Source organism: Tatumella sp. JGM91 (assembly GCF_018257575.1).
GTDB classification, from domain to species: domain Bacteria; phylum Pseudomonadota; class Gammaproteobacteria; order Enterobacterales; family Enterobacteriaceae; genus Tatumella; species Tatumella punctata.
Genome location: NZ_JAERJP010000009.1, coordinates 1 through 14,227, shown reverse-complemented (window position 1 = coordinate 14,227; position 14,227 = coordinate 1). Strand labels below are relative to the sequence as shown.

Here is a 14,227-nt window from a genome sequence, read left to right as displayed (position 1 = left end):
AACTATGGCAACAGACAGACGGAAAAGTTGCGCTGCTTTATACGGGTGACTGTGCCAGCCAGTGATGCCAGCTCTGGCTGACTGTCTGCCGTTGTACTGAGTATAAATCCGCAGCAACCGCAGCAGGCAGAGATTGCAATGCCAGCTGGTGCAAGGCATCCCGTAAAGTGACATAGGTGGCCGTCAATTGTGCCGCTTCTTCTTCCTGCATAATACCGGCAGCGGCCATCGCCTCAAAGATCCGCACATTATCCGGCCAGCGGGCCAGTTCAGGCTGACGGGATGCATGACTGAGCACCAGATACTGGGCGATAAATTCAATATCAGTGATACCGCCACTGTCAGCCTTAATGTCCCAGCGCCCCTTATGTTTATTCCCCAGATGCTGACGCATTTTTTCGCGCATTTCCCGGACTTCTTTTTGCAGTGTTTGTGCCTGTCTTGGCAGACAGAGAATATCACGACGGATAGCGTTAAAACGCTCCGCCAGGGCCGGTTCACCAAAGACAATCCGTGCCCGCACCAGGGCCTGATGTTCCCAGGTCCAGGCCTCTTCACGCTGATACTGGTGGAATGCACTGAAAGTACTGACCAGCATCCCAGCCGCACCTGACGGACGAAGTCTGGCATCCACTTCATATAAAATACCGGAGGCAGTACGGGTGCTGAACAGATGCATAATGCGCTGTGTCAGACGCAGATAAAACTGGCGACTGTCGATGCTACGTGGCCCGTCAGTCGAAGAATCTTCGGGGCAATCATGCAAAAAAACCAGGTCAAGATCTGAGCTGTACCCCAGTTCCAGCCCACCCAGTTTGCCATACCCCACGACTGCAAAACCGTACTGCTGCGGATCACTCAGATGGCAGGGCCGCCCGTAACGGGCAACCATCATATTCCATGCCTGGCGGACCACCATTTCCAGAATAGCTTCCGCCAGCCAGGTCAGATGATCACTGACTTTCATCACCGGCAGCGTTCTGGCTATATCAGCTGCAGCAATATGTAACTGCTGAGTTTGCTTAAACTGACGTAATGCTTCCAGTTGTTGTTCTTCATCATCTGCCGGAATACGCATCAGGTACTGGCGTAACTCATCACGGTAAGCATCGATAGCCGGCGGATGATACAGGGTGGCAGGATCCAGCAACTCATCCAGCAACAACGGGTAACGAGCCAGCTGATCCGCGACCATTGGTGAAGCAGCACACAGCCGGATCAGATGCGACAATGCACCGGGATACTCTGTCAGCAGTTCCAGATAAGTGCTGCGGGTAAGCACGCCGCTCAGTAGCGGAATCAAACGGTGCAGCGTTTCATCGGCCTGCGGGCCGCCACAGAGCTCAGCCAGCAAACGGGGCATCAGCTGATCGAGAGCCTGCCGGCCACGCGGCCCGATAGTCCGGCGCGCGACGTCCTGCCGGAAATCATGCAACTGTTTCAGCAGCCGCTGCCGCTGTTGATCATCAAGTCCGGGTGTCAGGGGCTGTAATTCCCCGGCATGATAATCCCCGAGCCACAATTCACTGTAATCACTCAGTTCACTCTGTTCTGCGGCCCCCGGGACATCCTCCCCGATTAATTCATCGAAAATAGTACGCACATTTTCCATATGCTGAGCCAGGGTAGTACACAGGCCAGACCAGTCCTGTTCACCCATCGCCCATGACAGCCGTTGCCGGTACAGAGTATCGGAAGGCAGGGTCTGGGTTTGCTGATCATTAATACTTTGCAACAGGTTTTCCAGCCGCCGCAGCCAGAGATAGGCATCGCTTAACCGGGTCACTTGCTGGCCGGGCAGCAAGCCCAGACTGGCGACAGAATCAAGCGCTGCCAGCCAGGAACGTTGCTGAAGTGAACGCTCACGTCCGCCACGGATTAGCTGAAATACCTGAACGATAAATTCACATTCGCGGATCCCTCCGGCACCGAGTTTAATATTATCGGTCAGGCCACGACGACGTACTTCGCGGGCAATCATCCCTTTCATGGTACGTAATGACTGGATCACACTAAAATCAATATAACGCCGGTAGACAAAAGGCCGCAGCATCTGCTGCAGTTCCTGATATCCCTCATTATCCGACTGTCCCAGGATACGAGCCTTTACCATGGCGTAACGTTCCCAGTCACGCCCCTGCTCCTGGTAATAATCCTCCAGTGCAGCAAAACTCATCACCAGCGGCCCGCTGTCGCCAAAAGGCCGAAGGCGCATATCCACCCGATAGACAAAACCTTCCGGCGTTTGCTGATCCAGCAGTTTAATCAGCCGCTGTCCCATACGGGTAAAAAACAGGGTGTTATCCAGTTGCCGCCTTCCGCCGCGGGTGGTTCCCGCGGCAGGCCAGGCGAAGATTAAATCAATATCCGAAGAGAAGTTCAGTTCACGGCCACCCAGCTTCCCCATACCCAGAATATATAATGGCTGTTCGACACCTTCATGGCTGCAGGGGGTTCCCCATTCGAGACAGCATTGCCGGTAAACCCAGTCACGTGCGGCAATAATTAATACTTCCGCCAGTTCGCTCAGCTGTAACAGGCTTTGCCGGGTCGTCGCCACCGACAGCGATTGCATCCAGGCGATTCTGACCATCATATAACGTCGGAAATGACGTAAGGCCTGCATAACTGCAGCCTCACTGTCGGCACCTTCCAGCCACTCAGCCAGCCATAACCGATACTGTTGCCATTCATCAGGTGCGGGCGGATATTGTTGCAGTCGCCGCCACCAGTCCGGATGCTGCAGCAGGCTTTCTGCTACAAAATCACTGAATGCCAGAACGGCGCACGCATCTTCGCCCGGAGGCAACAATGGAAAACCGGGCATTTCTGCCACTTTCCTGTATTGCTCCTGCATCAGTAAAGGTAACGGCAACATACTATATTCCCTGTGATATCTGATGAAATGGTCTGATGTTATTCGCTGACTTTGCCCGGTTCATTACCGTTAAGCCAGAACGCTGCCTGGCGATGCAATGAACGCAGCGTCCACGGCAGGTCATGATAACGTTCCTGATGAATTTGCTGTAATACCTGCCACCATGGCGCCAGCCACTCATCGACGGCTGTCAGCGGATAGGCTCCGCATAACAGGCAAACCGCCAGTATCTGCCGGTGAATACGCTGAGCTTTATCCTGATACCCTGCAGGCTGACTAACTTCAGCCGTGGTGCCTTTTAGTTCCGCCACCACCCGGCCCAGCATCACGTCACAAAAACGTTTAAAAGAGCCCTGCAGTTTTTTACGGTGTTTCTCTTCCAGTACGGCTTTCCACGGTTGCTCGGTCAGCCAGTGAGTCAGTGCTAACTGGGTTTCTGCCGAGGCAGCAGAGAAACAGAGCTCCTCAGCAGGGCTGTCAACCGCTGACTGCGCCAGGGTCAGCAATAATTCACGTAACCGGCCAGTGGCTTTACGGGGGATCATGCTGCCAAACAGGGTAAACACTTCCCGGATACCTAACAGTATCTCCCGCACCCGCACGCCGGCCTCTTTGTTACCTTCCAGCCATAACTCTTCATGGTATTGCCATTCATTCAGCAATACAGACAACATCGTTTGCAGGCCCTGTTCACAGGTCAGTTTTTTCTCTGCCTGCACCCGCGGGAACGGACGGACATTTTTCGGCAGATTTCCCTGAGCCAGATGATAGCCCCTGGCCGCTTTACTCAGACTGCCGGGCCGCAGTCCGCCGCCGGCAATTAACTCAAAGGCAAATGCCATCAGTGCCTGACGTGTACCTTTTTTCAGCTCCAGCTCCACTTCAAACAGCGGAGTCTGCAACTCTCCGGCAATGACAGCGCCCTGGTCAAAAGCCACTTCAATTTCACTGTCACCACAACTCACCAGCCATTTCTCACGGACAAAATCCGTACGGAACAAGGGCTGCAGTCGCTGTTGGAGTTCCGTAACATCAATACCTTCCGGCCAGACACTTTCCGGCAATAAGCGAATATCCAGAGTGTCGTCAGCTAAGCTGACATTAAATTCCGGACGCTGATGTAATCCGCCAATCGTCTGGCCGCTGGTTTTCAGCGTCATTTCATAGTGCTGATTGATACCGCGGATCCGTAACCCCATATCCCAGCGGCGTAACTGATTATCAGGCGTTTCAAAATAGATATTTGCCAAAGCCTGAGGCGCAGAGTGCTGGTGAGGCCAGCCATTAAGACGGTCTGCCAGTTGTGAGGCAGCCAGCGGACTGGCAATGAACTTTAGTTCTGTTTCGATGGTCATAGAATCTCTGAATGTCACAATTACTATCAATAAACCGTTAAATTACTCCGCTTCCAGAGTAATCCAGTAAAGACGCACTGTCTTTGATTTGTTAGGCTTTAGCATCGCCGAGAACAGGAAAGTTCTCATTTATCTCTATACAGCCCCTCTCCAGACTGTGGCATTAAATTTACCCATATACTATGCAAAAACGACGTCTAATGAATAAACTTACACGCACTGGCCTTTTTTTCCTGGCTTTCAGTAGTATAGCCCCTGCGGTTCATGCTGATACTACCCGTTACATTTCCGATGAACTGTCAACCTGGGTACGCAGTGGTCCCGGTGACCAGTATCGCCTGGTCGGTAAACTGAATGCCGGTGAACAAGTAACACTGCTGCAGTCCAGCCCGGACACTAAGTATGCTGAAATCCGCGACTCCCAGGGCCGTACTAACTGGATCCCCCTGTCTCAGCTGAGTGAAACCCCCAGTCTGCGTACTCAGGTACCGCAGTTGCAACAACAGGTAAAAGATCTCACTGATAAGCTGGCGAATATTGATACCAGCTGGAATCAGCGTACTGCCGATATGCAGAAAAAGGTAGCGGGCAGTGACGGAGCAATTAACACACTGAAACAGGAAAATCAGAACCTGAAGAATGCACTGATTGTGGCACAGAAAAAAGTCGATGCCGCTAATGTTCAGTTGGATGACAAGCAACGTGCGATTATCATGCAATGGTTTATGTATGGCGGTGGTGTAATGGGACTGGGGCTATTAATCGGTCTGTTACTGCCACGTATGATGCCACGCCGTAAAAGTAACGATCGCTGGATGCGCTGACTGCTGGCCGGGACGTCCCGGAATTTACTGTTCTGTACAGCCGCTTCCGCCAGCTAATCTCAGCCGTATGCGGGAACGACGGAGAAACACAGGAGTGATACAGTGAAAACATATCTGGTCGGTGGTGCCGTCCGCGATGCCATGCTTAATCTGCCGGTCAAAGATCGGGACTGGGTGGTGGTCGGTGCCACGCCGCAGGCGCTGCTGTCTGAAGGCTATCAGCAGGCTGGCCGGGATTTCCCGGTTTTTTTACATCCCGACAGTCATGAAGAGTATGCCCTTGCCCGCACCGAGAAAAAAGCCGGCCACGGCTATACGGGATTTACGACCTGTTTCTCCCCGGATGTCACCCTGAAAGAAGATTTGCAGCGGCGCGACCTGACGATTAACGCCATGGCTCAGGACAACCACGGGGAAATCATTGACCCCTGGCACGGCCAGCGGGATCTGCAGCAGCGTCTGTTGCGCCATGTTTCTCCGGCCTTTGTTGATGACCCGCTGCGGGTATTGCGGGTCGCCCGATTCGCCGCCCGTTTTGCCGACCTGGGATTTACGATTGCAGAAGAGACCATGGCGCTGATGACACAACTCTCCGGCAGCGGAGAATTGCAACATCTGACCGCCGAACGGGTCTGGAAAGAAACAGAAAAAGCCCTGACTGTCCGGCAACCGGAAGTGTATTTCCGGGTGTTACGCCAGTGCGGTGCTCTGAAAATATTATTTCCGGAGCTGGATAATCTGTTCGGGGTCCCTGCGCCGGTCAAATGGCATCCGGAAATCGATACCGGTATCCATAGTCTGATGACACTGGCTATGGCTGCCAGACTGACAGAAGACCCGGCCATCCGTTTTTCTGCCCTGTTTCATGATGCCGGTAAAGCACTGACGCCGGAAGCACTGCTGCCGTCTCATCCCGGCCACGGCATTGCCGGTTTACCGCTAGTAACCGCCCTGTGCCTGCGTCTGAAAGTGCCTAATCACTTCCGCGATCTGGCATTAGTCATCACCGAGTTTCATGATGTGATTCATACCGTCCAGCGTCAGCCGGCAGAGAACATTATCCGTCTGTTTGACCGGATTGATGTATGGCGGAAACCGGAGCGGCTTGAACAACTGACGATTGCCAGCGAAGCAGATGCCCGCGGACGTAAAGGGCTGACGGAGCAGCAATATCCACAGGCGATGTTTATCAGAGAGTTATATAATCTGGCTGCCGCAGTTCCCGTCACCGACATCGTCAGAGCGGGTTTTAAAGGCCCCGATATTCGTCATGAGCTGACCCGGCGACGTATTCAGGCCATTCGCCCTTCCTGTCCATAAATATCAGCTCAGTGGTGCAACGCAGCCATACACGCCGTACAGGGACGGTAATCGGTCCCCGTACGGCTGCGCTGTCAGGTAAAAATAAAATAGACTACTGCTGCAAGAATAAAGCGATAGATAGCAAACGGCACAAACGAAATGCGTTTTATCAGTTCAAGGAAAACTTTAATTGCCACCAATGCCACCAGAAAAGCGACGATAAACCCGGTAGCAAACATAGGTATATCACTCAGGGTCAGGAAACCCAGGCTCTTGTAGAGATCCAGCGCTGTTGCTCCCATCATCATCGGCACCGCCAGCAGAAACGAAAATTCGGACGCCGCAAAGCGGCTGATCCCCATCAGCATCCCTCCGGAAATGGTCGCTCCTGAGCGTGAAAAACCCGGCCATAAGGCCAGACACTGGAAACAGCCAATCATAAACGCCTGCCGGTAAGTGATATCATCCAGGCCAACGGACTTCGGTTGTTTTGGTTTAAAGTACTCGGCCAGTAACAGCAGAATGCCACCGGCGATTAAGGCATACATCACATTCAGCGGTGTAAACAGGGACTTTATCCGGTCATGTAATATCAATCCCAGCACTACCGCGGGGATCATCCCCAGCAGAATATGGATCAGTGTCAGGTGTCCGTTTCCCCTGCCCTGGTGGGGGACTTTACCGAAATGAATCCCTACCAGGCCAAATAACCGGCGCCAGAACATAACCACCACCGCCAGAATAGACCCCAACTGAATAACCACTTCAAAAGTATCCGCAGTTTTACCCTCGAATCCCAGTAAGTAGCCGACAATAATCATATGACCGGTCGAAGAAACTGGTAAAAACTCAGTCAGCCCCTCAACCATCCCCAGAATAGCCGCGATCAACAGGTGATGCATATCCGCCATCAAAATACCCTCTCCAAATCCACCCGATAAAAACACCACAATTGCTCATCCGGACACGGACGACATCCGTCAGTCGTTATATCGTCTGCGGGGCTGTGGCCGGTCTGTTGCGTACAACAGATAATCCCGGTCAGCAAGCACCCGGACGTAAAGACAATTAATACTCTGGTCGGGTTTCATTTTGATGGCAATTATTTAATACCAGTTACTGGTTATTTAGGAATAACGCCACGTTCGATACGTACACCGACCTGACTCGCCTGAGCCACTGCCCCCGGCTTACTCACCTTTATTCTGACGCCTTCCAGAGCAAAACGACGGATCAGTAACTCAGCAACTTCTTCTGCCACCCGTTCTACCAGCGCAAAACGCTGTCCCTGTAAGTGCTGTAATACCGCATCAGAGACATCTGCATAACTCAGACAATCTGCCACATCGTCACTCTTTGCCGCCTGCCGGTTATCCCAGGCCATCTCAATATCCAGTAACAATTTCTGCCGGATTGTCTGTTCCCAGTCATAGGCGCCGATGGTGGTAAATACTGTCAGTTGTTCAATAAAGACTATATCCATGATGCTACTCTCTGTGTTTTTACGGTTATCAGATACCACTTCCGCTGCTTTATGCGTATTATCCAGTCAGCAACCCAAACAACGGACAGGTATGGACGGTATTATGACAGTAATCGCGGCGGGTATGATCCTTTTTGCGTATCTTTGCGGCTCCGTTTCCGGCGCAATATTGCTGTGCAAAATCTGCGGTTATCCGGATCCACGTACCCGGGGTTCCGGTAATCCGGGGGCGACCAATATTTTGCGCGTCGGCGGAAAACTGGCAGCCGTTGCTGTATTACTGTTTGATGTATTTAAAGGGATGTTACCGGTGTGGCTGGCGTACACACTGCATGTTTCGCCCTTTTATCTCGGCCTGACGGCGATCGCTGCCTGCCTCGGTCATATTTATCCGTTGTTTTTCAATTTTCAGGGCGGGAAAGGCGTGGCAACCGCTCTCGGCGCCATAGCACCGATCGGCTGGGACTTGACAGGACTGATGATGGGGACATGGATATTGACGGTATTACTCAGTGGTTATTCATCGCTGGGGGCAATTATCAGTGCCCTGATAGCCCCGTTTTATGTGTGGTGGTTCAAGCCGCAATTCACGTTTCCGGTCTCAATGCTTTCCTGTCTGATCCTGCTGCGACATCATGACAATATCCAGCGGTTATGGCGCGGACGGGAGCATCGCTTGTGGAAACGTCGCTCCCGGCATCGCTCCTCAGACCAGCAGTAAACCAGCCATTATCTGCGGCTGGTCTGACACTGTCACTGAGCCAGCGGAGGTAATTCCGATAACGGCCAGCGCGGACGTACAGTAATCCCTAAATCGCTGTCAAAGCCGCCTTTAAAACGCACCATACCTGCATAGGCAATCATTGCCCCGTTGTCCGTACAAAATGCCGGGCGCGCATAGAACACTTCGCCTCCCCGCTGCTGCATCATCTCTGCCATCCGCGCACGTAACGTCTTATTGGCGCTGACGCCGCCGGCAATCACCAGTTTGCTGAATCCGGTCTGCTGCAACGCGCGTTTACATTTGATCATTAACGTATCCACTACCGCATCTTCAAAAGCCCGCGCGATATCTGCTCTGGTCTGTGCATCGTCATCATGTTTACGGATAGTATTAGCCGCAAAGGTTTTCAGGCCGGAAAAACTGAAATCCAGCCCCGGACGATCGGTCATCGGTCGAGGGAAAGTAAAACGCCCGGCTTCGCCTTCAGCTGCCATTCGGGATAATAAAGGACCGCCCGGGTAATCCAGCCCCAGTAATTTTGCAGTCTTATCAAATGCCTCACCGGCCGCGTCATCAATTGACTCCCCCAGCAGCTGGTACTCTCCGATACCAGTGACACTGATTAACTGGGTATGTCCCCCGGAAACCAGCAATGCCACAAACGGAAATTCCGGTGGGTTATCTTCCAGCATCGGTGCCAGTAAGTGCCCTTCCATATGGTGGACAGGAATTGCCGGCACCTGCCATGCAAGTGCCAGGGAACGCCCGATGGTTGCTCCGACCATCAAAGCACCGACCAGTCCCGGGCCAGCGGTATAGGCGACAGCATCAATATCTTTACCGCTTAATCCGGCCTCAGCCAGTGCTGCACGGATTAAAGGCACCGTTTTACGGACATGATCGCGCGATGCCAGCTCCGGCACAACACCACCGTAATCGGCATGTAAGCTGACCTGGCTATACAACTGGTTAGCCAGCAGACCGGATTCATCGTCATAAATTGCAATTCCGGTTTCATCGCAAGACGTTTCAATACCCAAAACTCGCATCACACTCACCTCTGATTTCGCCGCGGGAGTGTACCACAGCTAATAATTCTGGCCTACGCCGCAGGATTTCATTAAAAAGATTTTTTACCGGCCAAAGAATAGGCTATACTCCGCGGTCTGAAAAAAACCGGCAACCACAGCGCCGTTAAGCGCTTTGTTGGTTTGAAATTGTTCATGGTGCTTTACAAGCCAGCTACCGCTGGAGTAAAATACTGCACCATTTTGAAATAAGCTGGCGCTGCAGCCAGCTGCACAAATCGAATTTATCGAGGTGAGAGTTACATGCCGGTAATTAAAGTACGTGAAAACGAGCCTTTCGACGTAGCACTGCGTCGCTTCAAGCGTTCCTGTGAAAAAGCAGGCGTTCTGGCTGAAGTTCGTCGTCGTGAGTTTTATGAAAAACCAACGACCGAACGTAAGCGCGCTAAAGCGTCTGCTGTTAAGCGTCACGCCAAGAAACTGGCTCGCGAAAACGCACGCCGCACTCGTCTGTACTAATTTGTCCGGGAGCCCGCTCCCCCGCGTGTTAAACGCAGACTGAGTAAAGTGAAAGGCCGTGCTTTCCGAAAGGAAGCGCGGCTTGTTGTCGTTTATAAGCTAAAGATCCGGAGTCTATGGCTGGGAAAATACCGCGTATATTTATCAATGACTTGCTTGCACGCACGGACATCGTGGACCTTATTGATGCCCGCGTTAAGCTGAAAAAGCAAGGCAAGAATTATCACGCCTGTTGCCCTTTCCATAACGAAAAAACGCCGTCTTTTACTGTGAACGGTGACAAACAGTTTTACCACTGCTTCGGCTGTGGTGCCCATGGTAACGCTATCGATTTTCTGATGAACTTTGACCGTCTGGAGTTTGTCGAAACTATCGAAGAGCTGGCAACCATGAACGGGCTGGAAGTTCCCTACGAAAGCGGTAGCGGCGACACCCCGATGGAACGACATCAGCGCCAGAGCCTGTATCAGCTGATGGACGGACTGAACCAGTTTTATCAGACATCGTTAACACAACCACAGGCTGAACCGGCCCGGCAATATATTCACAGCCGCGGACTGAGTCAGCAGGTGACAGAAAACTTTGCCATTGGTTATGCCCCTCCCGGCTGGGACAACGTCCTCAAACGTTTTGGCAAAAATCAGGATGACAAACAGTCCCTGATTGATGCCGGTATGCTGGTAACCAATGACAACGGCCGGAGTTACGACCGTTTTCGCGACCGGGTCATGTTTCCTATCCGCGATAAACGCGGCAGAGTGATCGGGTTTGGTGGCCGGGTATTGGGTAACGATACCCCAAAATACCTGAACTCTCCTGAAACATCGATTTTTCATAAAGGACGTCAGTTATACGGACTTTATGAGGTGACCAGGGCCCACAACCAGCCAGCGAAACTGTTGGTGGTTGAAGGTTATATGGACGTTGTGGCACTGGCACAGTTTGGTATCGATTATGCGGTTGCCTCACTAGGCACCTCAACAACCAGTGAACATATCCAGCTGCTGTTCAGAAACACCGACACGGTTATTTGTTGTTATGACGGTGACAGAGCAGGACGCGATGCGGCATGGCGGGCACTGGAAACGGCCCTGCCCTATATTACCGATGGCCGTCAGTTACGTTTTATGTTCCTGCCGGACGGTGAAGACCCGGACACGCTGGTACGCAAAGAGGGCAAGCAAGCCTTTGAACAGCGGATGGAACAGGCCGTTCCCCTGTCAGACTTTATGTTTGATAACCTGCTGCCGCAGGTCGACCTGAGTACCCGTGACGGGAAAGCCCGTCTGAGTACTCTGGCACTGCCACTGATTAGCCAGATCCCGGGCGAAACACTGCGTATTTATTTACGCCAGGCTCTGGGCAACAAACTGGGGATCCTTGATGACCGCCAGCTGGAAAAATTACTGCCGGCGCGGGCTGACACCAGACCGGCTGTCGCATCACCGGTCATGAAAAAAACCACCATGCGTATTCTGGTGGCGTTATTACTGCAAAATCCGGCCCTGGCAGAAAAAGTGCCTTCTCTTGAAGGATTACAGGAAACAGGGATCGCCGGACTGCCGTTGTTTGCTGAGCTGGTACAGTACTGTAAAGCGCACCCTGGTCTGACCACTGCCCAGTTACTGGAAAACTATCGCGATACAAAAATGGCTCAGTCCCTTGAAAGTCTGGCGATCTGGAACCACATGATAGTTGATGACGAAGCTGACGCGGTGTTCAGTGATTCGTTAGCCAGTATTTACGATTCTGCCCTGGAACAACGGCTTGAACAGCTGATTGCCAGGGATCGAACTCAGGGATTGAACAGTGAACAGCGGCGTGAGTTACAGTCACTACTGACCGCGCTGGCGAAAAAATAAGATTAAGGTGACCGGCGGCAGTACGGCCCGGTGACCCCAGGTTACAAATGTAAATCCTGACGAAAAATGCGCCAGTTTCTACAGAGAGTGCCGGGTTCCGGTATAATGAAACCCGAATGATGACAAAAAGATTACCCGCGGCTTAATTGCCGATTACTGAGGGCAGATGCCCATTGCTGCGATGAAGGCCGCAGCCACTGAAACGCCTTTACTGTTATTTGCCGGCTACCCCCGGCAAACACCAATCTCATTAACAGAAGTGTGGATACCGTCTTATGGAGCAAAACCCGCAGTCACAGCTGAAGCTACTTGTCACCCGTGGTAAGGAGCAAGGCTATCTGACCTATGCTGAGGTCAATGACCATCTGCCGGAAGATATTGTCGACTCCGATCAGATTGAAGACATCATTCAGATGATCAACGACATGGGTATTCAGGTCGTTGAAGAAGCGCCTGATGCCGATGATCTGATGCTGAATGAAAACAGTTCCGATACTGATGAAGATGCAGCAGAAGCCGCCGCGCAGGTGCTGTCCAGCGTGGAATCTGAAATTGGCCGGACCACTGATCCTGTCCGCATGTATATGCGTGAAATGGGGACGGTAGAACTGCTGACCCGTGAAGGCGAAATTGATATTGCCAAGCGCATTGAAGATGGTATCAACCAGGTTCAGTGCTCGGTCGCAGAATACCCGGAAGCCATCACTTATCTGCTGGAACAGTACGACAGAGTCGAAGCCGGAGAAGCACGTCTCTCCGATATCATTACCGGTTTTGTCGATCCGAATGCCGAAGAAGATATGGCACCGACAGCAACCCACGTCGGGTCTGAATTGTCTGAAGAAGATCGTGATGATGACGACGAAGATGACGACGAAGATGACGACAGTTCAGATGACGATAACTCTATCGATCCTGAACTGGCCCGTGAAAAATTTGCTGAATTACGCACCCAGTACGAAATCACCCGTACGGTGATTAAAAGTAAAAGTCGCAGTCATGCTGATGCGATTGCAGAAATCCAGAATCTTTCTGAAGTGTTTAAGCAATTCCGCTTAGTACCGAAACAGTTTGATTATCTGGTTAACAACATGCGCCAGATGATGGATCGTGTCCGTGGTCAGGAACGTGCCATTATGAGGCTGTGTGTTGAAATCTGCAAAATGCCGAAGAAAAACTTCATCACCCTGTTCACCGGCAACGAAACGAATAACAGCTGGTTTAAAGCAGCCCTGGCACTGAAAAAACCATGGTCTGAAAAACTGCAGGACGTCGAAGAAGATGTCGAACGCGGTCTGCATAAGCTGTCCATGGTGGAAGAAGAAACCGGACTGACCATCGAGCAGGTTAAAGATATCAACCGCCGTATGTCTATCGGTGAAGCAAAAGCCCGCCGTGCGAAGAAAGAGATGGTGGAAGCTAACCTTCGTCTGGTTATTTCGATTGCGAAAAAATACACCAACCGTGGTCTGCAGTTCCTGGATCTGATTCAGGAAGGTAACATCGGTCTGATGAAAGCCGTTGATAAGTTTGAATATCGTCGCGGTTACAAGTTCTCGACCTATGCAACCTGGTGGATCCGTCAGGCAATCACCCGTTCAATTGCAGACCAGGCCAGAACTATCCGTATTCCGGTGCATATGATCGAAACCATCAACAAACTGAACCGTATTTCGCGTCAGATGTTGCAGGAAATGGGGCGTGAGCCGTCACCGGAAGAACTGGCAGAGCGGATGCTGATGCCGGAAGATAAAATCCGTAAGGTGCTGAAAATCGCTAAAGAGCCGATCTCGATGGAAACACCGATCGGTGATGATGAAGATTCACATCTCGGCGACTTTATCGAAGATACCACTCTGGAACTGCCGCTGGATTCTGCGACTTCAGAAAGCCTGCGCTCAGCGACCCACGATGTCCTGGCCGGACTGACTGCCCGTGAAGCGAAAGTACTGCGGATGCGTTTTGGTATCGATATGAATACCGACCATACACTGGAAGAAGTCGGTAAACAGTTTGACGTGACCCGTGAACGTATCCGTCAGATTGAAGCCAAAGCCCTGCGTAAATTACGTCATCCGAGCCGCTCAGAAGTACTGCGCAGCTTCCTGGATGACTGACAAACGTCTGCGGTACGCTAAATAACAGAAGCCTCATCTTACGGATGAGGCTTTTTTTTGGTTCATCGCGTTTTACCGGGGAACGCTGCTTTTATCTTCAGGAAGAAGTAGTCATTATCCCGGTATCCATATGCC

Annotated in this window: 11 protein-coding genes; 6 read left to right on the top strand and 5 right to left on the bottom strand. The window is 51.9% G+C overall.

Translation table 11 applies throughout. The annotated features are described in order from the left end of the window. Positions 1 to 37: 37 nt before the first annotated feature. Together glnE and JK198_RS07670 are read right to left on the bottom strand one after the other, a co-directional pair. Positions 38 to 2,827 carry a bifunctional [glutamate--ammonia ligase]-adenylyl-L-tyrosine phosphorylase/[glutamate--ammonia-ligase] adenylyltransferase gene (gene glnE, locus JK198_RS07675; RefSeq protein ID WP_249213284.1) on the bottom strand — a complete coding sequence of 930 codons (2,790 nt, stop codon included), beginning with the start codon at positions 2,825 to 2,827 and terminating at the stop codon, positions 38 to 40. A gap of 89 nt (positions 2,828 to 2,916) precedes the next feature. After that, positions 2,917 to 4,233: an inorganic triphosphatase gene (locus JK198_RS07670; protein ID WP_212710333.1), complete on the bottom strand. Its 1,317-nt coding sequence runs from the start codon at positions 4,231 to 4,233 to the stop codon at positions 2,917 to 2,919. A 200-nt stretch (positions 4,234 to 4,433) separates the two neighbouring features. Here JK198_RS07670 and JK198_RS07665 point away from each other — a divergent pair, with 200 nt between their 5' ends. Together JK198_RS07665 and JK198_RS07660 are read left to right on the top strand one after the other, a co-directional pair. After that, positions 4,434 to 5,057 (top strand): TIGR04211 family SH3 domain-containing protein, encoded by a 624-nt coding sequence (locus tag JK198_RS07665; protein ID WP_212708548.1) that lies wholly within the window; start codon positions 4,434 to 4,436, stop codon positions 5,055 to 5,057. A 102-nt stretch (positions 5,058 to 5,159) separates the two neighbouring features. Beyond that, a complete protein-coding gene (locus JK198_RS07660) occupies positions 5,160 to 6,377 on the top strand; it encodes a multifunctional CCA addition/repair protein (RefSeq protein ID WP_212710332.1) in 1,218 nt (405 codons plus the stop codon). 74 nt (positions 6,378 to 6,451) lie between these two features. Here the strand turns inward: JK198_RS07660 and bacA are convergent, their stop codons facing one another. Both bacA and folB read right to left on the bottom strand, forming a co-directional pair. After that, positions 6,452 to 7,270, bottom strand: coding sequence for an undecaprenyl-diphosphate phosphatase (bacA, locus tag JK198_RS07655; protein ID WP_212710331.1), 819 nt, complete (start codon positions 7,268 to 7,270; stop codon positions 6,452 to 6,454). A gap of 212 nt (positions 7,271 to 7,482) precedes the next feature. Continuing rightward, a complete protein-coding gene (gene folB / locus JK198_RS07650) occupies positions 7,483 to 7,842 on the bottom strand; it encodes a bifunctional dihydroneopterin aldolase/7,8-dihydroneopterin epimerase (RefSeq protein WP_212708551.1) in 360 nt (119 codons plus the stop codon). Positions 7,843 to 7,945: 103 nt separating this feature from the next. Here folB and plsY point away from each other — a divergent pair, with 103 nt between their 5' ends. Beyond that, a complete protein-coding gene (gene plsY / locus JK198_RS07645) occupies positions 7,946 to 8,563 on the top strand; it encodes a glycerol-3-phosphate 1-O-acyltransferase PlsY (protein ID WP_212708583.1) in 618 nt (205 codons plus the stop codon). Positions 8,564 to 8,595: 32 nt separating this feature from the next. Here plsY and tsaD read toward each other — a convergent pair whose 3' ends face one another. After that, on the bottom strand, positions 8,596 to 9,615 hold the full coding sequence (tsaD, locus tag JK198_RS07640; protein ID WP_212708552.1) for a tRNA (adenosine(37)-N6)-threonylcarbamoyltransferase complex transferase subunit TsaD: 1,020 nt from the start codon (positions 9,613 to 9,615) through the stop codon (positions 8,596 to 8,598). Positions 9,616 to 9,897: 282 nt separating this feature from the next. On the opposite strand from tsaD, the gene rpsU reads away from it, so the two are divergent. The 3 genes from rpsU (at position 9,898) to rpoD (ending at position 14,092) form a co-directional block, all read left to right on the top strand. Then, a complete protein-coding gene (gene rpsU / locus JK198_RS07635) occupies positions 9,898 to 10,113 on the top strand; it encodes a 30S ribosomal protein S21 (RefSeq protein ID WP_001144069.1) in 216 nt (71 codons plus the stop codon). Positions 10,114 to 10,229: 116 nt separating this feature from the next. Further along, complete coding sequence (gene dnaG / locus JK198_RS07630; RefSeq protein ID WP_212708553.1) at positions 10,230 to 11,975, top strand: DNA primase; 1,746 nt, start codon at positions 10,230 to 10,232, stop codon at positions 11,973 to 11,975. A gap of 275 nt (positions 11,976 to 12,250) precedes the next feature. Then, positions 12,251 to 14,092 (top strand): RNA polymerase sigma factor RpoD, encoded by a 1,842-nt coding sequence (rpoD, locus tag JK198_RS07625; protein ID WP_212708554.1) that lies wholly within the window; start codon positions 12,251 to 12,253, stop codon positions 14,090 to 14,092. Positions 14,093 to 14,227 lie beyond the last annotated feature (135 nt).